19 protein-coding genes are annotated in these 17,606 nt (G+C 55.0%); 4 read left to right on the top strand and 15 right to left on the bottom strand.

Translation table 11 applies throughout. The features are described from left to right. Positions 1–55: 55 nt before the first annotated feature. The 12 genes from emrB to ACOTYH_RS10035 all read right to left on the bottom strand — a co-directional run bounded on the left by emrB (position 56) and on the right by ACOTYH_RS10035 (position 13,057). Positions 56–1,603, bottom strand: coding sequence for a multidrug efflux MFS transporter permease subunit EmrB (gene emrB / locus ACOTYH_RS10090; protein ID WP_006811709.1), 1,548 nt, complete (start codon positions 1,601–1,603; stop codon positions 56–58). A gap of 16 nt (positions 1,604–1,619) precedes the next feature. Beyond that, positions 1,620–2,792 carry a multidrug efflux MFS transporter periplasmic adaptor subunit EmrA gene (gene emrA, locus ACOTYH_RS10085; RefSeq protein WP_032654743.1) on the bottom strand — a complete coding sequence of 391 codons (1,173 nt, stop codon included), beginning with the start codon at positions 2,790–2,792 and terminating at the stop codon, positions 1,620–1,622. A gap of 130 nt (positions 2,793–2,922) precedes the next feature. Beyond that, complete coding sequence (gene emrR / locus ACOTYH_RS10080) at positions 2,923–3,453, bottom strand: multidrug efflux transporter EmrAB transcriptional repressor EmrR (protein ID WP_017694792.1); 531 nt, start codon at positions 3,451–3,453, stop codon at positions 2,923–2,925. A gap of 314 nt (positions 3,454–3,767) precedes the next feature. Beyond that, positions 3,768–4,952, bottom strand: coding sequence for an MFS transporter (locus ACOTYH_RS10075; protein WP_017692795.1), 1,185 nt, complete (start codon positions 4,950–4,952; stop codon positions 3,768–3,770). Between the two features lie 204 nt (positions 4,953–5,156). Then, on the bottom strand, positions 5,157–6,152 hold the full coding sequence (gene proX / locus ACOTYH_RS10070; RefSeq protein WP_017382774.1) for a glycine betaine/L-proline ABC transporter substrate-binding protein ProX: 996 nt from the start codon (positions 6,150–6,152) through the stop codon (positions 5,157–5,159). A gap of 9 nt (positions 6,153–6,161) precedes the next feature. Beyond that, on the bottom strand, positions 6,162–7,226 hold the full coding sequence (gene proW / locus ACOTYH_RS10065) for a glycine betaine/L-proline ABC transporter permease ProW (RefSeq protein ID WP_015571659.1): 1,065 nt from the start codon (positions 7,224–7,226) through the stop codon (positions 6,162–6,164). Next, a complete protein-coding gene (gene proV / locus ACOTYH_RS10060; protein WP_421637727.1) occupies positions 7,219–8,421 on the bottom strand; it encodes a glycine betaine/L-proline ABC transporter ATP-binding protein ProV in 1,203 nt (400 codons plus the stop codon). The genes proW and proV overlap by 8 nt, the downstream gene beginning before the upstream one ends. Before the next feature lie 333 nt (positions 8,422–8,754). Beyond that, complete coding sequence (gene nrdF / locus ACOTYH_RS10055) at positions 8,755–9,714, bottom strand: class 1b ribonucleoside-diphosphate reductase subunit beta (protein ID WP_017382773.1); 960 nt, start codon at positions 9,712–9,714, stop codon at positions 8,755–8,757. 9 nt (positions 9,715–9,723) lie between these two features. Continuing rightward, positions 9,724–11,868, bottom strand: a complete 2,145-nt coding sequence (gene nrdE, locus ACOTYH_RS10050; protein WP_421637726.1) for a class 1b ribonucleoside-diphosphate reductase subunit alpha — start codon at positions 11,866–11,868, stop codon at positions 9,724–9,726. After that, complete coding sequence (nrdI, locus tag ACOTYH_RS10045; protein WP_015571656.1) at positions 11,841–12,251, bottom strand: class Ib ribonucleoside-diphosphate reductase assembly flavoprotein NrdI; 411 nt, start codon at positions 12,249–12,251, stop codon at positions 11,841–11,843. The genes nrdE and nrdI overlap by 28 nt, the downstream gene beginning before the upstream one ends. Then, the gene (gene nrdH / locus ACOTYH_RS10040; RefSeq protein ID WP_017382770.1) at positions 12,248–12,487 is read right to left on the bottom strand and encodes a glutaredoxin-like protein NrdH; all 240 of its coding nucleotides are present in this window, start codon (positions 12,485–12,487) and stop codon (positions 12,248–12,250) included. Before nrdH ends, nrdI begins: the two co-directional genes overlap by 4 nt. 243 nt (positions 12,488–12,730) lie before the next feature. Next, positions 12,731–13,057 (bottom strand): DUF883 domain-containing protein, encoded by a 327-nt coding sequence (locus tag ACOTYH_RS10035; RefSeq protein ID WP_017382769.1) that lies wholly within the window; start codon positions 13,055–13,057, stop codon positions 12,731–12,733. Between the two features lie 158 nt (positions 13,058–13,215). Here ACOTYH_RS10035 and ACOTYH_RS10030 point away from each other — a divergent pair, with 158 nt between their 5' ends. Continuing rightward, positions 13,216–13,560 carry a DUF2002 family protein gene (locus ACOTYH_RS10030; protein ID WP_006811693.1) on the top strand — a complete coding sequence of 115 codons (345 nt, stop codon included), beginning with the start codon at positions 13,216–13,218 and terminating at the stop codon, positions 13,558–13,560. A 32-nt stretch (positions 13,561–13,592) separates the two neighbouring features. On the opposite strand, the gene alaE is transcribed toward ACOTYH_RS10030, so the two are convergent. Beyond that, positions 13,593–14,042: an L-alanine exporter AlaE gene (gene alaE / locus ACOTYH_RS10025; RefSeq protein WP_015571653.1), complete on the bottom strand. Its 450-nt coding sequence runs from the start codon at positions 14,040–14,042 to the stop codon at positions 13,593–13,595. Positions 14,043–14,538: 496 nt separating this feature from the next. Here alaE and stpA point away from each other — a divergent pair, with 496 nt between their 5' ends. Beyond that, on the top strand, positions 14,539–14,943 hold the full coding sequence (gene stpA, locus ACOTYH_RS10020) for a DNA-binding protein StpA (RefSeq protein ID WP_022651717.1): 405 nt from the start codon (positions 14,539–14,541) through the stop codon (positions 14,941–14,943). Positions 14,944–14,980: 37 nt separating this feature from the next. Here the strand turns inward: stpA and ACOTYH_RS10015 are convergent, their stop codons facing one another. Then, the gene (locus tag ACOTYH_RS10015) at positions 14,981–15,160 is read right to left on the bottom strand and encodes a hypothetical protein (RefSeq protein ID WP_032669335.1); all 180 of its coding nucleotides are present in this window, start codon (positions 15,158–15,160) and stop codon (positions 14,981–14,983) included. 342 nt (positions 15,161–15,502) lie between these two features. Between ACOTYH_RS10015 and ACOTYH_RS10010 the strand changes: the two genes are divergently transcribed. Next, positions 15,503–15,661, top strand: coding sequence for a YqaE/Pmp3 family membrane protein (locus ACOTYH_RS10010; RefSeq protein WP_003862203.1), 159 nt, complete (start codon positions 15,503–15,505; stop codon positions 15,659–15,661). Here the strand turns inward: ACOTYH_RS10010 and ACOTYH_RS10005 are convergent. After that, the gene (locus ACOTYH_RS10005; protein WP_023295311.1) at positions 15,658–16,587 is read right to left on the bottom strand and encodes a LysR substrate-binding domain-containing protein; all 930 of its coding nucleotides are present in this window, start codon (positions 16,585–16,587) and stop codon (positions 15,658–15,660) included. The two genes, ACOTYH_RS10010 and ACOTYH_RS10005, sit on opposite strands and share 4 nt — an antisense overlap. 320 nt (positions 16,588–16,907) lie before the next feature. On the opposite strand from ACOTYH_RS10005, the gene ACOTYH_RS10000 reads away from it, so the two are divergent. Then, a complete protein-coding gene (locus tag ACOTYH_RS10000; protein ID WP_421637725.1) occupies positions 16,908–17,513 on the top strand; it encodes an ankyrin repeat domain-containing protein in 606 nt (201 codons plus the stop codon). Positions 17,514–17,606: the final 93 nt, after the last annotated feature.

Genomic DNA, 17,606 nt, shown 5'->3' with positions numbered 1-17,606 from the left:
CTACGATCGTAGGCCGGATAAGGCGTAGCCGCCACCCGGCAACCCGTGCACAGGGCTAGTGCGCCCCACCGCCCCCGCTACCGGCCCCAAACGGTGGTTTGGCAAACCACACCAGCCCCAGCAGGACGATGAAGATCCCCGCCGATATCCAGAAAATCTCGTTTGCCGAGATAATCAGCCCCTGGTTGGTGATCTGCTGGGCAAGCCAGCCGGACGCCTGCTGCTCCGTCATCCCCATCCCCTCAAGCTGGCTATACATCTGCTGAGCGTTAGGGTTGAACGGGTTCACCGCTTCGGTGAGTTGAGCATGGTGCATCGATTCCCGGTTGGTCCACAGCGTGGTGGTGATCGAAGTCCCGATGGAGCCCGCCAGCGTACGGGTGAAGTTCGACAGGCTCGATGCCGCCGCCATCCGCTCAGGCGGTAAGCCGGAAAGCGTAATGGTGGTCAGCGGCATAAAGAAGCACGCTACGGCGAAGCCCTGAATAAACTGCGGCCACGCGGAGGCGCCAAAGTCCATTCCCGGTTCAAACGTATACGCGCGCCAGTAGAAGCACACGGCGTACATGATGAAGCTGAACGTCACCAGCCTGCGCATGTCGAGCTTATGGGCGAAACGGCCAATAATCGGCGACAGCAGAACCGGAATTAACCCCACCGGCGCGGAGGCCAGCCCCGCCCAGGTTGCGGTATAGCCGTACACCTCCTGCAACAGCTGCGGCAGCAGAACAATCGCGCCGAAGTAGAGCATATAGGCGAGACTGATACAGAGGCAGCCGATGGTGAAGTTTCGCGATTTAAACAGCGAGAGGTCGACTATCGGATTATCGTCCGTCAGCTCCCAGACAATCAGGAAGCTGATGGCCACCACGGCGACCACCGTCAGCACAATGATTTCCGTAGAGGCAAACCAGTCCAGCTCTTTGCCGCGGTCGAGCATGATTTGCAGGCTGCCGATGCCGACAACCAGCAGTGCCAGCCCGATGCCGTCGATCCGCCGCTGTTCGGTCCGCGTTTCGCGACCACGCAGAGACTGTAGCGTCATCAGCACCACCAGCGCACCGATGGGCACGTTGATGAAGAAGATCCAGCCCCAGTGATAGTTATCGCTGATATAGCCGCCGAGGATTGGCCCGCAAATTGGGGCGACGATCACCGTCATCGACCACAGCGCGAGCGCGATGGAGCGCTTGGCGGGCGGATAGTTGTTCAGCAGCAAACTCTGCGACAGCGGAATCAACGGCCCGGCGACAATCCCCTGGATGACGCGGAAGAAAATCAGCATCGTCAGGCTGCTGGACATGCCGCAGGCCCAGGAGGCCAGCACGAACAGGATCGTCGACCAGAGGAACAGCTTCACTTCACCGACGCGCTTCGCCAGCCAGCCGGTGATGGGAATGGAGATGGCGTTCGCCACCCCGAACGAGGTAATGACCCAGGTCCCCTGGCTCAGCGATGAGCCAAGGTTCCCGGCGATCGTAGGGATCGCCACGTTTGCGATGGTGGAGTCCAGCACCTGCATGAATGTCGCCAGCGACAGCGCAATGGTCATAATGACCAGCTGCGCCCCCTCCAGCGGTTTTTGCGGCTTTTGCTGTTGCATAACGCTCACCTTCGGCTTAACCGGCGTTTGCCTTCACGATGTCATCGATCAGCTTATTGACCGGATCGAGGCTAATTTCACGGGCGTTACTTTCATAAGCTGGCGTACTGCGCACCTGGCTTGCGAGGATCTGACCGTCGCGGTTAGCGGTATCGACCGTCACCAGCGTGGAAAGGCCAATTCGCAGCGGATGGTCTGCCAGCTGCTTAGGATCCAGCTCGATACGCACAGGCAAGCGCTGTACCACTTTGATCCAGTTGCCGGTGGCGTTCTGTGCAGGCAGCAGGCTGAACGCGCTGCCGGTCCCCATGTCCAGACCGACCACTTTTCCGGTGTACTTGACGTCATCGCCGTAAATATCGCTGACCACGGTCGCGGTCTGGCCGATACGCATATGCGCCAGCTGGGTCTCTTTGAAGTTCGCATCGACCCACAGATTGTTCGCCGGAACGACCGCCATTAGCGGCGTGGTGGTGCCAATCTGCGCCCCAGGCTGTACGGAACGACGGGAAACGTAGCCGGTCATCGGGCTGACGATTTTGGTACGTTGCAGGGCAAGCCATGCGTTACGCACTTCGGTCGCTGCCTGTTTCACCGCTGGCTGGTTTTCCAGAGAGGTGCCCAACACCATCGCCTGGTTGGCGTTGTACTGTTGGATCGCCACGTCCAGCTGCGCCTGTGCGCTGGCCACCGCGTCGCGGGCGTGCTGCAACTCTTCACGGCCAATCAGGTTGGCGGTGCCGAGAGGAACACGACGATTGAGGTCGCTCTGCGCCTGAGCCAGGGCCGTTTTCTGCACGTCGATATTGGCCTGAAGCTGCTTGCTGTTGATCATCAGCTGGCGGGTCTGGCGAACGCTGGAGGCCAGCGCCGTTTGTGCTTTTTCAAACGCCTGTTGGGCGTCGGTCGGGTCGAGCGTGACCAGCACATCGCCTTTTTTCACAAAGTCGGTGTTATCAGCCCAGACTTTCGTCACGCTGCCTGACACCTGCGCCATGATTTGAACCTGATTCCCTGCCACGTATGCATCGTCTGTCTCTTCAACATGACGCAAGACTAAAAACCAATAGATCCCATATGCCACGGCAATAATAATAAAGAGCAAGGTCAGCAGAATAAGGGCGCTCTTACGTTTGCCCTTTTTGTTGGCCGGTTGCTGCGGGAGGGTGTTCTCCGCATTTGCGCTCATTGTTGTTCTCCACGATCTTTTTATTTTCACATCGGCTGAGCCGACCTGTTGTCAGAAAGGCCAGCAGTTTCACGTGCTGGCCTGTCAGTTTTTCTTTTTAGCAATCTGGAATGTTGAGCGGATCGTCGCGTTAGCGCAGCGCCTCAAGGATGACGCCATCTTCATCCATCTGGTCCAGACGGGTGAGCAGCTTGCGAGTGATGTGCTCAAGCTGGTCGCGCTCGGCGGTGCTGAGGGCAGACCAGAGCTGGTGCAGGCAGTTGTGCTGCGGTGGCAGCACTTCGCGCAAGAATTCGTGACCTTTTTCAGTCAGTTGCAGATGCAGGCAGCGGCGATCGTTATCGCTTTCACGGCGTTCAATCCAGCCGCGCTTTTCCAGTTCATCCGCGATACGGGTCGCATTGGTACGGGATGACCCCAGCGCACAGCTCAGTTCCGACGGCTGAATGCTGTGATTTTCCTGAGACTCCAGCGTAATCAACGCCATAAACAACGTCTCGTTAATCCCCTGCGCTTTCAGCATCTTGTTACGATTTTCCAGCAGCTTACCCTGCATGTGCATGCACAGGCGGGTCAGCAGAATTTCCTGATACGGGAAGTCCTCATGACGACTGGCGCGGAACTTAAGCATTTGTTCAATGGGCGTAAACGAACTATCCATTTTGGGCATAACCTCATTAATTACAGCCGATATAGTAACGACAGTGACAAATAATGTAAATGAATTATTTGTGCGGTTATATCCGCCAAACGTATGTCACCATCAGAAAGCGCCGGGTAAATCCGTGACCCGGTGAGCACAGAGAGCGTGGGGTGTGTACCCGCGAAAGAGGGGATGTGAGGACAGGGGTCTGAACTATTCATGCCGGTAGTAAATATGTCACCCACAGTAAAATTTCTGGGATAAATGATTACCGTTACCTTAACAGATGCAGGCCCCCTTTACACCCCAGGGGGCCCAAAGCAATGTAAAACTTAGTGAATTGCTTCCTGACGGTGATAGCCGCGCCACCATACCAGCAGATTTATCGCCGCGACGATGGCGCCGATGGCGCACACGCCCGTCCAGCCCGCATGCTGCCAGGCGGAGGCTGAGATGAGCGAGCCCGCCGCGCCGCCGATAAAGTAGCTGGTCATGTACCCGGCCGTCAGACGGTTACGGGCATCCGGCTTCACGCGGTAAATCACGGTCTGGTTGGTGATATGTACACCCTGCACGGTGAGGTCGAGCACCAGAATACCGACAATCAGCGCCAGCACGGAGACGTGTCCGTACCAGATGGCCGCCCAGGAGAGCAGGAGTAAAACCAGCCCTGCGGAGGTGGTCATATGAGATTTGCCTTTGTCGGCCAGCCCACCCGCCGGGCGCGCGCCCAGTGCGCCAGCCGCGCCTGCCAGCCCGAACAGGCCAATCACGCCTTCTGAGTAGTTAAACGGCGGTGCGGCGAGCAGAAACGCCATCGACGTCCATAGGATGCTGAAGTTAGCGAAGGTGAGACACCCCAGAACGGCGCGCGTGCGCAGGAGTTTATCCCGGGTGAAGAGGCTGAAAACGGAGGCGAGGAGCTGCGGATAGTTCAGGTGATTTTCCTGCTTCACCTTTGGCAGGCCGCGCCACAGGGCCAGCGCCATGATAACCATCAGCACGCTCGCCACCCAGTAAACGGTGCGCCAGCCACCGAGGCTCGCCAGCAGCCCGGCAACGGTTCGCGCCAGCAGGATGCCCAGCAGCAGGCCGCTCATGATAGTGCCGACCACTTTGCCGCGTTTTTCCGGGGAAGCCAGCGTCGCGGCGAGGGGAACCAGAATTTGCGCCACCACCGAGAACAGCCCCGTCAGCGCGGTGCCGATAATCATCATCGTTAACGACTGGCTGCTGGCGGTGATCAACATCCCGCCCGCCGCCAGCAGTGTCATGGAGACGATAAGCATCCGGCGCTCAAACATATCGCCTAATGGCACCAGGAACAGCAGCCCGGCCGCATAGCCGAGCTGTGCGGCGGTGACAATAAACCCGGCGGAGCTGGCTGAAAGATCGAAGGCGCGTGCGATGGTGTCGAGCAGTGGTTGTGCGTAATAGTTGCTGGCGACGGCCAGACCCGTTGCCACGGACATTAAAAGGATGAGTGCGGGGCTAAGCCCTTGAGTTGTTTTTGTCATTAGTTTCAGGAATCGTGAGTTAAGTGATTATTTTTCCGGAAACATAATAACCAATGATGGTGAATGTTGGGGAATTGTTACGTGGTGGATTGTGCGGTTAAGGTTGGGTGCGGTTTGATCCCCTCACCCCGACCCTCTCCCAGGGGGAGAGGGTGGTCATCGTTCCCTCTTCCCCTGGGAGAGGTTAGGGTGAGGGAAAATGTTTTACTTCTGCGCCTCAAGCGCCTCTTTCACCCAGCCATCGAACTGCTGCTGGTGGGCTTTGATCCAGCCATCCACGTGGCCTTTGATATCAGCTTCGGATGATTTACCCGCGTGCATCATCGCGTTCTGGGCGTTAATGTCTGCCAGCGGCAGTTTCATCACCGAGAACAGCTTCGCCGCCGCCGGGTTTTTCTCGGCCCAGGCTTTGTTCGCCACAATATGCATGGTGTTCACCGGGAAGCCATAGTTCATGCCGTTTGGCAGTTTGGTGTCGATATCTTTCTGCTCGCCTGGCAGGGAGGAGAAGGGCACCTGCAACCACACCACGTCTTTGCCCGGCTTCAGCACGTCGCTCACCCAGTACGGCGTCCAGGTGTAGTAGATCACCGGCTTGCCTTCTTTAAAGCGGGCGATGGTGTCGGCCATCATCGCAGAGTAATTGCCGTGGCTCACGTCGACGGTCTTCGCCAGATCGAAGGCTTTGTTCTGGTGGTTAATCACCGCTTCACAGCCCCAGCCCGGCGAACAGCCCATCATGTCGGCTTTACCGTCACCGTTGGTATCAAACAGTTTTGCGATCTTCGGATCTTTCAGCTGTTCAATATTGGTGATGTGATATTTATCGGCGGTTTTCTTGTCGATCAGATATCCCTGCGCAGCGCCGGTCACAAAGGTGCCTTCGCGGTAGAATTTCTTGTCACCGCCTGCGGCGGCATACATGTCGTCGTGCAGCGGCTGCCAGTTCACGGCGGTAAAGGTGGCATCACCGGAGGCAATGGAGGTATAGCCCACGTTGTAATCCACTTCGCTGGCGGTATTCACCGTATAGCCCAGTTTCTCCAGCGCACGGCTGACAATCTGGGTCTGGAAGGACTCTTCCGAAATGGTGCTCTGCACCGGCTGCACGGTAATGCCTTTGCCCGGCAGGTCAGCGGCAACTGCGCTGGTGGAGACAAGGGTCGCAAACGCTGTGGCAAAAAGTACGTTATGTCGCATCGTTGTTCCTTATTTTGTAAATGGGCGGGTGAGTAACCCGACAGGGCCGGTGGTGTACCAGCGACGGTTGCCGCGACTACGTGAATCACGACCGACAGCCTGGGTCAGGCGGTCAAGAATGATGGCGAGGATCACAATCCCGACGCCGCCGACGGTCGCCAGCCCCATATCGAGACGGCCAATGCCGCGCAGTACCATCTGACCTAACCCGCCAACGGCAATCATCGAGGCGATCACCACCATCGACAGCGCCAGCATCAGCGTCTGGTTAACACCTGCCATAATGGTCGGCATCGCCAGCGGAAGCTGAACCTTAAACAGCATCTGACGCGGGCTGGCGCCGAACGAGCGCGATGCCTCTATCAGATCCGCAGGCACCTGGTTAATGCCCAGAATGGTCAGGCGAATAATCGGTGGCAGGGCGAAGATAATGGTCACGACCACCCCCGGTACGTTACCGATGCCGAACAGCATCACGATAGGCACCAGGTAAACGAACGCTGGCGTGGTCTGCATCGCATCCAGCAGCGGGCGGATAATCTTCGCGGCCCGGGGGCTGCGCGCCAGCCAGATCCCCATCGGCAGGCCGATCACCACGCAGAACAGCAGGGCGGTCAGCACCAGCGCCAGGGTGATCATCGCCTGAGACCACGCGCCAATCGCGCCGATGGCAATCAGGGAGATCAGCGTGGCGATCCCCATACCCGCGCTGCCGAACTGCCATGCGATCAGCGAGAACAGGATAATCGCCACCGGCGCGGGCATGCCCAGCATCAGCTGCTGGAAGCCGTTCAGGATGTAATCCACCGGGATGCGGATCCCCTGGAACACCGGACGGAAGTGGGTAACGACCCAGTCGATCCCCTCCGTTACCCAGCTATCCAGCGGGATCAGCGTCTTGTGGAACGGATCCATAATATTGAAATGCTCTGGGGCAGGCGCTGGTGCGCTGTTGAGCCAGTCTGCCGCGCCGCCGCCATCGGCAGGCGCAGGCGTCGACCCCCACGCATCGGCAGATTGCGCCGCGCTGTCCGCTGCTTCAGTGGTGCCCCATGGGTTTGATTGATCAGCCATTGTTTGTCCCCTCGCGATCTAAAGCCTGTAGCAGCATCCGTTTTGAGATGATGCCAACGTACTGTTGTTCTTCACCGACGACCGGCACGGCGCACGGCGCCTGACCCACGTGAGAGAGCAACTCGCTGAGCGGCGTTTCGGCGTCCACGGCAAGCGGAGCGTCAATCAACGCCGCATCGATTCCCTGGTTTTCGCTCAGGGCGGTTTTCAGAGAGTCGATGGAGACCACGCCGACCAATTTATTGCCGCGTTCAACCAGATAACCGTATTCACGGTCTTCGTCCTGCAACAGCTTCAGCGCGGAGCGCGGGCCAAAACCTGGCGTTTTACGAATAATGCCGTTTGGTGTTCGACGGGCAATATCTTTCGCACTGAATACGTGGCTAATATCCACGCCGCGGAAGAAGGTGCGCACATAATCATTCGCCGGATTATTGAGAATTTCATCCGGTGTGCCGACCTGCACCACTTCACCATTTTGCATAATGGCGATACGGTCGCCAATACGCATGGCTTCATCCAGATCGTGAGAAATAAAAACAATGGTGCGCTGATGTTTGGCCTGTAATTTTACCAGCTCATCCTGCATCTCGGTGCGAATTAAGGGATCGAGCGCCGAGAAGGCTTCGTCCATTAATAAAATGTCCGGATTAATCGCTAATGCACGCGCTAATCCCACACGCTGACGCATACCGCCGGAGAGTTCATCCGGATACGCATGAGCATAATTTTCCAGCCCGACCTGACGCAGTGCATCAAGGGCTTTTTCCTGACGTTCCTGAGCGGGCGTGCCGGCTAACTCCATGCCAAAGGCGGTATTATCGAGTACCGTCATGTGCGGCATCAGTGCAAATGACTGAAACACCATCGCAATTTTCTTTCTGCGCACCTCACGGAGATCTGCGTCTGATATTCTGGCGATATCCACGCCGTCTATCAGCACCTGTCCGCGGGTGGGTTCAATCAGGCGATTGAGAAGGCGAACCATAGTGGATTTACCCGAACCGGATAATCCCATGATGACAAAAATCTCGCCTTCTTCAATGGCCAGACTGGCGTCTTTAACGCCAAGCGATAGCCCGGTTTTTTCCAGAATTTGCTCTTTCGTAAGGCCTTTCTCAATATATTTGAATGCGCGCTGCGGGTGCTCGCCAAATACTTTATAAAGATTTTTCACTTCTAATTTAATTGCCATGCAATAGAGAGTGTCCTGTTATTTGTTTATGTCGATATGATTACCATGGTAAATAGTTAACTGGCATTACCCTAACATACTCAGAATCTGAGACAACCCTGGACCGGCCTGAGGCCGGAATTTTGCCGCAAGCGAAACGGCTGAATTTCCCATGAATAAAGGGCTGAGGGCGGTTTGAATTTTTCTCAATTTTTTGCTGTTGCATGGGAGAATTTCGCCTGAATCGGTGTGATTCAGGCGAATATGACGGGGAAATTACAGTGTAGTACGTCGTGGAATATTCGGCTGGAAATAATGAAATGCAGAGTTAATTAATGAACGTTAAGTCATTCATTAAAAATCCCAGTCCTCGTCTTGCGTTTCCACCGCTTTACCCATCACGTACGACGAGCCGGACCCGGAAAAGAAGTCGTGGTTTTCATCGGCGTTGGGCGACAGCGCCGCGAGGATCGCCGGGTTCACCTCCGCCATTTCTGGTGGGAATAACGCTTCGTAGCCCAGGTTCATCAGCGCCTTGTTGGCGTTATAGCAGAGGAAAGCTTTTACGTCCTCTTCCCAGCCCGTTCCGGCGTACAGCTCTTCGGTATAGCTCAGCTCGTTGTCATACAGATCCATCAGTAAATCGAGGGCAAAACCTTTGAGTTCCTCGCGTTTTTCCGCGCTGACTTTCTCCAGCCCTTTCTGATACTTATAGCCGATGTAATACCCGTGTACCGCTTCATCGCGGATGATGAGGCGAATCAAATCGGCGGTGTTGGTGAGCTTGCCCCGGCTCGACCAGTACATAGGCAGCCAGAAGCCGGAATAGAAGAGGAAAGATTCCAGGAACACGCTGGCGATCTTCTTCTTCAGCGGCTCGTCGGCCCGGTAATATTCCAGCACCAGATCTGCCTTGCGCTGCAATGACGCGCTCTCTTCACTCCAGGCGTAGGCCGCGTCCACGTCTCTGGTCTGGCACAGGGTGGAGAAAATCGAGCTGTAGGAGCGGGCATGCACCGCCTCCATAAAGCTGATATTCGACATTACCGCCTCTTCGTGCGGGGTCAGCGCATCACTCATCAGCGCGGGCGCACCCACGGTATTCTGAATGGTGTCCAGCAGCGTCAGGCCGGTAAAGACGCGGATTGTCAGCTGCTGCTCGGCATGGCTCAGGGTTTGCCAGGCCGGAATATCGTTGGAGAGCGGGACCTTTTCCGGCAGCCAGAAGTTGCTGGTCAGGCGGTTCCAGACCTCCAGGTCTTTATCATCCTGAATTTTGTTCCAGTTAACGGCACTTACGCGTGACAGTTTCATCCTTTCTCCTTACAGCGCGCAGGACACGCAGCCTTCAATTTCGGTGCCTTCCAGCGCGAGCTGGCGCAGGCGAATGTAGTACAGCGTTTTGATGCCTTTCTTCCAGGCGTAGATCTGCGCTTTGTTGATATCCCGCGTGGTGGCGGTGTCCGGGAAGAAGAGCGTCAGCGACAGCCCCTGGTCCACATGTTTAGTCGCCTCGGCGTAGGTATCAATGATCTTTTCCGGGCCAATCTCATAGGCGTCCTGGTACAGCGCCAGATTCTCGTTGGTCATAAACGGGGCAGGGTAGTAGACACGCCCGGTTTTGCCTTCCTTACGGATTTCAATCTTCGACACGATGGGGTGGATGCTCGACGTGGCGTGATTGATATAGGAAATGGAGCCGGTTGGCGGCACCGCCTGAAGGTTCTGGTTATAAATGCCGTAGCGCATCACCTCTTCACGCAGCTGTTGCCACATCTCACGCGTCGGCAGGGTGATGCCAGCGCGGGCAAACAGCGCGCGTACTTTTTCGGTTTTCGGCTGCCAGTCGCCTTCCAGATACTGGCTGAAATACTCTCCGCTGGCGTAGCGGGACTGCTCAAAGCCTGCGAACCGCTGGTGGCGTTCGCGCGCCAGCATCATCGAGGTATGCAGCGCATGCCAGGTGATGGTGTAGAAATAAAGGTTGGTGAAATCCAGCCCTTCCGGGCTGCCGTAGGCGATGCCCTCCCGCGCCAGATAGCCGTGCAGGTTCATCTGCCCAAGGCCGATGGCATGCGACGCGGCGTTGCCCGCCTCAATGGACGGTACGCTGCGGATGTGGCTCATGTCCGATACCGCCGTCAGCCCGCGAATGGCGGTCTGTACCGTGCGGCCAAAATCGGGTGAATCCATGGTATGGGCAATATTCAGCGACCCGAGGTTACAGGAGATATCCTTGCCCACGTCCGCGTAGTCGAGGTTTTCGTCGTAGCTGGACGCGCTGTTGACCTGCAAAATCTCCGAGCACAGATTGCTCATGTTGATGCGCCCGGCAATCGGGTTAGCGCGGTTCACCGTGTCCTCGTACATGATGTACGGATAGCCGGACTCAAACTGAATTTCAGCCAGCGTCTGGAAGAAATCGCGGGCGTTGATGGTTTTTTTGCGAATGCGATCGTCGGCCACCAGCTCGTCGTACAGCTCGCTTATCGCCACGTCGCCAAAGGCTTTGCCGTAAATCCGCTCAACGTCATACGGTGAGAAGAGCGCCATGTCGGCATTCTCTTTAGCCAGCTTAAACGTGATATCCGGGATCACCACGCCAAGCGACAGGGTTTTGATGCGGATCTTTTCGTCGGCGTTTTCACGTTTGGTATCCAGAAAACGCAGAATGTCCGGGTGATGCGCGTGCAGATAAACCGCGCCCGCGCCCTGACGTGCGCCGAGCTGGTTGGCGTATGAGAAGGCATCTTCCAGCATCTTCATCACCGGGATGACGCCGGAAGACTGGTTTTCGATGCGCTTAATCGGCGCGCCCGCTTCCCGCAGGTTCGAGAGCAGAAACGCCACGCCGCCGCCGCGTTTCGAAAGCTGTAGCGCCGAATTCACCGCACGGCCAATCGACTCCATATTGTCTTCAATACGCAGCAGGAAGCAGGATACCAGCTCGCCGCGCTGGGCTTTCCCGCAATTAAGGAACGTTGGCGTGGCGGGCTGGAAGCGACCGGAGAGGATCTCCTCCGTGAGTCTTTCGGCCAGCGCTTCATCGCCCTGCGCCAGCGTCAGCGCCACCATCACCACCCGATCTTCAAAGCTTTCTAAATAGCGTTTGCCGTCAAAGGTTTTCAGGGTGTAGCTGGTGTAATACTTCCACGCGCCGAGAAACGTCTGGAAGCGAAAACCGCTGGCGTGCGCCCGTTCGAACAATGCCACCACGAAGGCGCGGTCGTAGCGGGTGAGGACACGCTCTTCGTAATAACCCTCTTTTACCAGCCAGTCGAGACGTTCCTGCTGGCTGCCAAAGACGACGCTGTTCGGGCGTACATGAGCGGCAAAAAAGGCGTCCACCGCCTCATGATCTTTGCCAAACTGAATGCGCCCCTCGCGGTCATAGAGGTTTAGCATGGCGTTTAATGCGTGGTAATCCGGCGTCGCCTGAATCACGCGTTCTGCGGTTGTCGTTGCCAAAATTCGTTCACTCCTTTACGCACGTTCTCTACGTCCTGCTGTGTCCCCATCAGTTCAAAACGATAGAGATACGGCACGCCGCATTTTTGAGAGATGACATCCCCGGCGCGGGCAAAGGCCTCGCCGAAGTTGCGATTGCCTGCGGCGATCACGCCGCGAATCAGCTGCCGGTTATGGGGATCGTTCAGAAAGCGGATCACCTGACGAGGCACAGCCCCTGCGGTGCCGCCACCTCCATAGCTGGGCACCACCAGAATGTAGGGTTCGTCTACCTGAATACGCTCCCGCTCGTTCAGCGGAATGCGTATCGCGGGCAGCCCGAGACGCTCCATAAACCGAAGCGTGTTTTCCGAGCTGCTGGAAAAGTAGACCAGCGTGCTCATGCACTGACGCCCTGAGCGGCAAGGCGGTTGATCATGTCCGGACGGAAGCCAGACCAGCTGGTGTCGCCGGCAACGACAACCGGAAGCTGACGAAACCCCTGCGCCCGCAGGGTGTCTGCCGCGTCGGGCACCTGATCAATATTGACCATCTCAAATGCCACGCCGCGGCTCTCCATCGCCCGTTTCGTGGCGTGGCACTGAACACAATCGTTACGAGTGTAAATAATAATGCTCATGATTCGTATTTCCATTTAGAATGAGAGAACGGCGCGAGTAAACGCGTCATGTTGTGTGTGTCTTTCTAAAGGGAATACTAGATGTAGTTGCGATAAGTTTCAACCACACAAGATATGGGAAATACAGATTAATAAGGCCCCAATGATGAGCCTGGCGGGGCAGGGCGGGCTGTGCGGGTTTTTCAGGCTGTCAGGCAAAGAAAAGCCCCGGCGCCTGAGGCGACCGGGGCTGAGAACGCGCGCTTACTTACGCAGGCTAAGCAGGGCGCCGACAAAAATCCCGACCGCCGCGACCGTTCCCAGCGTACAAAGTGGTTTTTCACGTACGAAGGTGGTGGCGCAGCTGGCCATGTCGCAGGCCGCCTGAGTGGTACGTGAGCGGCCATTCATCCTTGCCCGCGTTTCACGCAGCAGAGACTGAGCCTTACGTTTCGCGGCATCTGCTTCGTCCTTCGCGTCAGAGCCCCAGGATTTCAATACGGCTTCCAGTGTGTCCGCTAATTGGCTGACATCGTTACGAATATCCTGTGTGTCGTCATTAATATCGTTTCGGTTCGGTCTGTTAAACATACGATCCTCCATAATTTGTGTTCCCGTTTAGTTTAGTCCAGAAATGTAATATCTGAAGCGAGTCACGGCTTATCGGGCAGTTTATGGAATATTCTGAAAGCCCTGCTAATGCTGAATACTGTAAGGTTGCCGGGCAGGAATGATAATGAGGAAAAGATATGTATTTACGACCCGATGAGGTGGCGCGCGTTCTTGAAAAAGAAGGGTTCACCATGGATGAGGTAACATCAAAAGCGTACGGATATCGCCGTGGTGAGAATTATGTTTACGTCAACCGTGAAGCAAGAATGGGGCGTACTGCTCTCATTATTCACCCGACACTCAAAGACAGAAGCCTGTCATTTGCTGAGCCCGCCTCGGATATTAAAACCTGCGATCATTATCAGCAATTTCCGCTCTATTTAGGCGGCGAGACGCATGAACATTATGGTATTCCGCACGGTTTCAGCTCGCGTATGGCGCTGGAGCGGTTCCTGAAAGGGCTGTTTGGCGACGTACAATAACTCTGCGACTGGCCTGAGCCAGTCGCCTTAACTTACGCTTTTGCCTGGCTATAAGGACTGACTTTAAACAGGCGGCGGCAGTAGTCAAGAAAGTAACCGTACACCGCACCCATCAGCATAGATACCACGATATTTGAACTTACCGCAGCGGCGATTTGATGCCAGTCTGCGCCCACCGTCAGCAAAATAACCACATACACCGGGGACTGGAACGTCACGTAAGCCAGCACGTCCGCCAGGTTTTTTACCCAACCCGCCGGGCTAATACGCCGGGCTAAACGCATCACTGCATCGCGATACAGGCCGTACGGCCAGGCAATCATGATATTCACCGGAATGGCCACCAGGCGCGACGAGAGGGATTGCTCAAAGGACATTCCCGACAGGAAAATTTCAATCAGCATATTCACGACGGAACAGTAAACGACCATCGCGAACGTATCCGCTACCGCATGGCGCAGGCGAGACTGCGGTGAGAACATGTCTGAACTCCTCGAACAGGACAAAAAAGTGGCGTTTTACCTGCGGCCTTTAGTGCTTTAGGTTGGTTTGCTATGAGTGTATAGCGTATCTCTCTGGCTTTTAACTAACAAGTAGTGATTAATTTTTATTTACAGGCGCTTTGGCCATAAAATTCTCTAAAATTGTTCGTTTTTTGCGCGCTTCGTTATTTTCTCTCCTCGCGCCTATTTTAGTGAAATATATCAATGGATTAGTTTGTCTGTGTGCGTGTGAAACCTCTGTTGTGTGGGAGAGTGGAGGCGGTTTTTTGAACTGTTTTAAACAGGAGCTTGTGGTCAGGGGAAGGGCGGTATATTACACATTAAAACAGACATATATTTCGGGGTTATATTAACGGGATATTCTAAAACATTTACAATAATGTCAAAACGTCAGGGTGGGTAGATATCAGAACCAAAATCAATTATTCTGTTGCCTGATTTATGTTATACACACGAAGAAAGGTTTTTCATTATTATGGCTTTAACGTTACAGAATCTTAATAATATTCGTACCCTCCGGGCGCTGGCACGTGAATTATCCATGGATGTTCTGGAAGAAGTGCTGGAAAAATTCCGGATTGTCACTGAAGAAAAACGCAGCGAGCAGGCTGAATTAGAGCGTCAACGCGCTGAACAGCAGGATAAAATTAATGCTCTGCTGGAACTGATGAAAGCTGACGGTATTTCTCCGAGCGATCTGTTAGGCAGTGATCTGGCGCAGGCGGGTCAGCCGACGAAAAAACGTAAAGCGCGTGCGGCGAAATATCGTTTTATTGACGCGAACGGTGAAGAAAAAACCTGGACCGGCCAGGGGCGTACGCCAAAGCCAATTGCAACCGCACTGGCAAACGGTAAATCGCTGGACGATTTCCTGATCTGATGATTATTCGGGCGGTGTATTCCGCCCGATTATTGACTTAGCAGACGCCAAAGTCACCGTCTTCGGAGTACAGAACCACGTCCGCCGATTTCAGGTGATATTTCTCGCCCTGCTCATTGCTGGCCTGCACAGCCACAATGTTTTCACCATTCACTTCGAGCACTTTCAGTTTCGGACCGCCCTGACGCGGTTGGACATAATCACCGACAGAAAACATAGCACCTCCTCATCATTGTCATGATCTTCACCATAGCCCACGTCCGGGGGCGGGGTACAGCCTAATCTTTCAGATACTCCTTATCAGGTACGTCGGTTCCACGGCATCACTTTCAGCAATCAGCGCGTTTGCCTGCTGCGGCGACATAAGAGGAAGAGACATTGCGTTTCCTTACGGTCAATTTCAGAACAGTAGAGCATTTAAGGCGGGGGTTTAAGCCAGTGTAAAGAGGGTAAAGGCAGGTAAAAGCGCGAGAGACGCATGGCAGTTAACCGTAAACTGGCTACGCTTAGAGAAGTGTCTTTTATAATTTTCAATTGGTTAGCTTGCACGGAGTTTTTTATGGGTTTTTGGCGCGTTGTTTTTACGATTATTCTCCCGCCGCTGGGCGTGCTGCTTGGCAAGGGGCTGGGCTGGGCGTTTATTCTGAATATCCTTCTGACCATCCTGGGCTACTTCCCCGGTCTTATCCACGCGTTTTGGGTTCAGACGAAGAGCTAGGTACGCCACAGTAAGTCACTGTAGATCCGGGTCAGCACGCCTTCCGGGCCAAACTGCTGTTTGATCCAGCGCGTGACCTGACCGGTCGCCGCATGCTGCGTGGCGAGCAGCATGCGCGAATCCTGACGTGGATTATTGATCCGCCGCGTTACCAGCAGCCCTTCCTCCACCGCCTCACGCGTCATATATTCCGGTAAAAAGCCAATACCTTCCCCCAGGATCTGACACTGGCATTTCGTGTTGAAGTCCGGCACCAGAATCGCCTCCTGACCGTGAAGCAGCCAGCCCACCTTCTTGTTGATGGTATGCGCGGTGTCCTCGACCATGATATTGGGATACAGACGCAGCTGACTTTCGGAAATGGGCTCCGGGGCGAACGCCAGCGGATGCGTGGGCGCGATGGCAAATACCCAGCGGATCGCCCCTATCTCGGTGTAATCAATGCCGCCGCCGTCCAGCAGCGTATCCGGCGCGCCAATGGCGATGTTGGCCTGATTATTAATGATGGAATCCCAGACGCCGTTATACACCTCGGTCGTCACCGTGATCTGGCAGGTGGGAAACTGTTTTTTCAGCACCTGGAGCAAACGCGCGGTATGGCGTGGCGTATACAAAAGCTGATTTATGCAGATGCGCACCCGCGTCTCAATGCCCTGAGAAATGGTATCAATCCCGCGCTTGATGGCATGAAAGTCATTCAGCAGGTCGGTCGCTTTACGATAAAAATAAAAACCGGATTCGGTCAGCTCAATGCTGCGCGTGTTGCGTACAAACAGCACCACGTCCAGTCCGGTCTCCATGCGTTTGATGGTGTAACTGATGGCGGAGGTGGTCACGCCCAGTTCGGCAGCCGCTTTGCTAAAACTGCCAAAACGTGCCGCGGTGGTGAAGGCCAGCAAATTCTCTTCGGTAAAGATGGAATTCATATTATGGCTCCTGGTGACCATCAGTTTTGAACATATTTTAACAGCGGCGTTACATCATAGTTGATGTCGATCACAGTTCTGGATTTTTACGTAGAACCGCGCTGTGTAAGGCTTTTTCAGCCATAAGGATAATGCAGCCTGAAGCGCGTAAAAGCGGTAAAACATAAGAAAAAGGTTGCACAGACGCACATTTCTCCCGGACTGTTGAATTTAACTCAACAATGAATTGCGTGTCGATGAATCATTTTTAAGCGGATTCTTTTATGACCAGGCTGTTGCTATTCTCAGGTCATCAGAAGTGAAACATAGGGAGTCTGAATATGTCTGCAACTGCACTGGTTACAGAATTTCTGCTGGCGGCAGAAGAGGGCAATATCGACGCGCTAAAAGCCTGCCTGGAGAAAGGCGTGGATATTAACGCGACCAACCGCCAGAAAAGAACCGCCATCATTATTGCCAGTCTGAAAAGGCATTACGCCTGTGTGGAGTTTTTAATTGCCGCCGGGGCGGATATTGATAAACAGGACCAGACCTGTTTTAACCCCTTCCTGATCGGCTGCCTGACCAATGATTTAACCCTGCTGCGCATTGTCCTTCCGGCAAATCCGAATCTCGATCGTCTGACGCGCTTTGGCGGCGTGGGCATTACCCCTGCCAGTGAAAAAGGGCACGTTGAAATCGTGCGTGAGCTGCTGGAAAAAACCGACATCAACGTCAACCACACCAATTTTGTCGGCTGGACGCCGCTGCTGGAGGCCATCGTATTAAACGACGGCGGCGCAAAGCAGCAGGAAATTGTGAAGCTGCTGCTCGATCACGGCGCGAACCCGCACATGACCGATAAATACGGCAAAACCCCGCTCGAACTGGCGCGGGAAAAAGGCTTCAACGCGATCGCAGACCTGCTGCTGGCGGCAGGCGCATAGTGCATTCGGTCAGCCTTCCCCTGGCTGGCCGTTAATCAATAAACGCATTGTTACCGACGTGCATTTAGCACGACGGCGGCCCCCTTTTATCTT

Source organism: Enterobacter cloacae complex sp. SHL001 (assembly GCF_049236825.1).
Lineage (GTDB): Bacteria > Pseudomonadota > Gammaproteobacteria > Enterobacterales > Enterobacteriaceae > Enterobacter > Enterobacter hormaechei_C.
This window is presented reverse-complemented; position numbering and strand designations above follow the sequence as displayed.

Coding starts and splice junctions, on each gene's coding strand:
- proV (WP_421637727.1), bottom strand. CDS start 8,421: ATGGCAATTAAATTAGAAGTGAAAAATCTTTATAAAGTATTTGGCGAG.
- proX (WP_017382774.1), bottom strand. CDS start 6,152: ATGCGACATAACGTACTTTTTGCCACAGCGTTTGCGACCCTTGTCTCC.
- ACOTYH_RS10075 (WP_017692795.1), bottom strand. CDS start 4,952: ATGACAAAAACAACTCAAGGGCTTAGCCCCGCACTCATCCTTTTAATG.
- alaE (WP_015571653.1), bottom strand. CDS start 14,042: ATGTTCTCACCGCAGTCTCGCCTGCGCCATGCGGTAGCGGATACGTTC.
- emrR (WP_017694792.1), bottom strand. CDS start 3,453: ATGGATAGTTCGTTTACGCCCATTGAACAAATGCTTAAGTTCCGCGCC.
- ACOTYH_RS10030 (WP_006811693.1), top strand. CDS start 13,216: ATGTATTTACGACCCGATGAGGTGGCGCGCGTTCTTGAAAAAGAAGGG.
- proW (WP_015571659.1), bottom strand. CDS start 7,226: ATGGCTGATCAATCAAACCCATGGGGCACCACTGAAGCAGCGGACAGC.
- nrdI (WP_015571656.1), bottom strand. CDS start 12,251: ATGAGCACGCTGGTCTACTTTTCCAGCAGCTCGGAAAACACGCTTCGG.
- ACOTYH_RS10010 (WP_003862203.1), top strand. CDS start 15,503: ATGGGTTTTTGGCGCGTTGTTTTTACGATTATTCTCCCGCCGCTGGGC.
- ACOTYH_RS10035 (WP_017382769.1), bottom strand. CDS start 13,057: ATGTTTAACAGACCGAACCGAAACGATATTAATGACGACACACAGGAT.
- stpA (WP_022651717.1), top strand. CDS start 14,539: ATGGCTTTAACGTTACAGAATCTTAATAATATTCGTACCCTCCGGGCG.
- emrB (WP_006811709.1), bottom strand. CDS start 1,603: ATGCAACAGCAAAAGCCGCAAAAACCGCTGGAGGGGGCGCAGCTGGTC.
- emrA (WP_032654743.1), bottom strand. CDS start 2,792: ATGAGCGCAAATGCGGAGAACACCCTCCCGCAGCAACCGGCCAACAAA.
- ACOTYH_RS10015 (WP_032669335.1), bottom strand. CDS start 15,160: ATGTTTTCTGTCGGTGATTATGTCCAACCGCGTCAGGGCGGTCCGAAA.
- ACOTYH_RS10000 (WP_421637725.1), top strand. CDS start 16,908: ATGTCTGCAACTGCACTGGTTACAGAATTTCTGCTGGCGGCAGAAGAG.
- ACOTYH_RS10005 (WP_023295311.1), bottom strand. CDS start 16,587: ATGAATTCCATCTTTACCGAAGAGAATTTGCTGGCCTTCACCACCGCG.
- nrdF (WP_017382773.1), bottom strand. CDS start 9,714: ATGAAACTGTCACGCGTAAGTGCCGTTAACTGGAACAAAATTCAGGAT.
- nrdH (WP_017382770.1), bottom strand. CDS start 12,487: ATGAGCATTATTATTTACACTCGTAACGATTGTGTTCAGTGCCACGCC.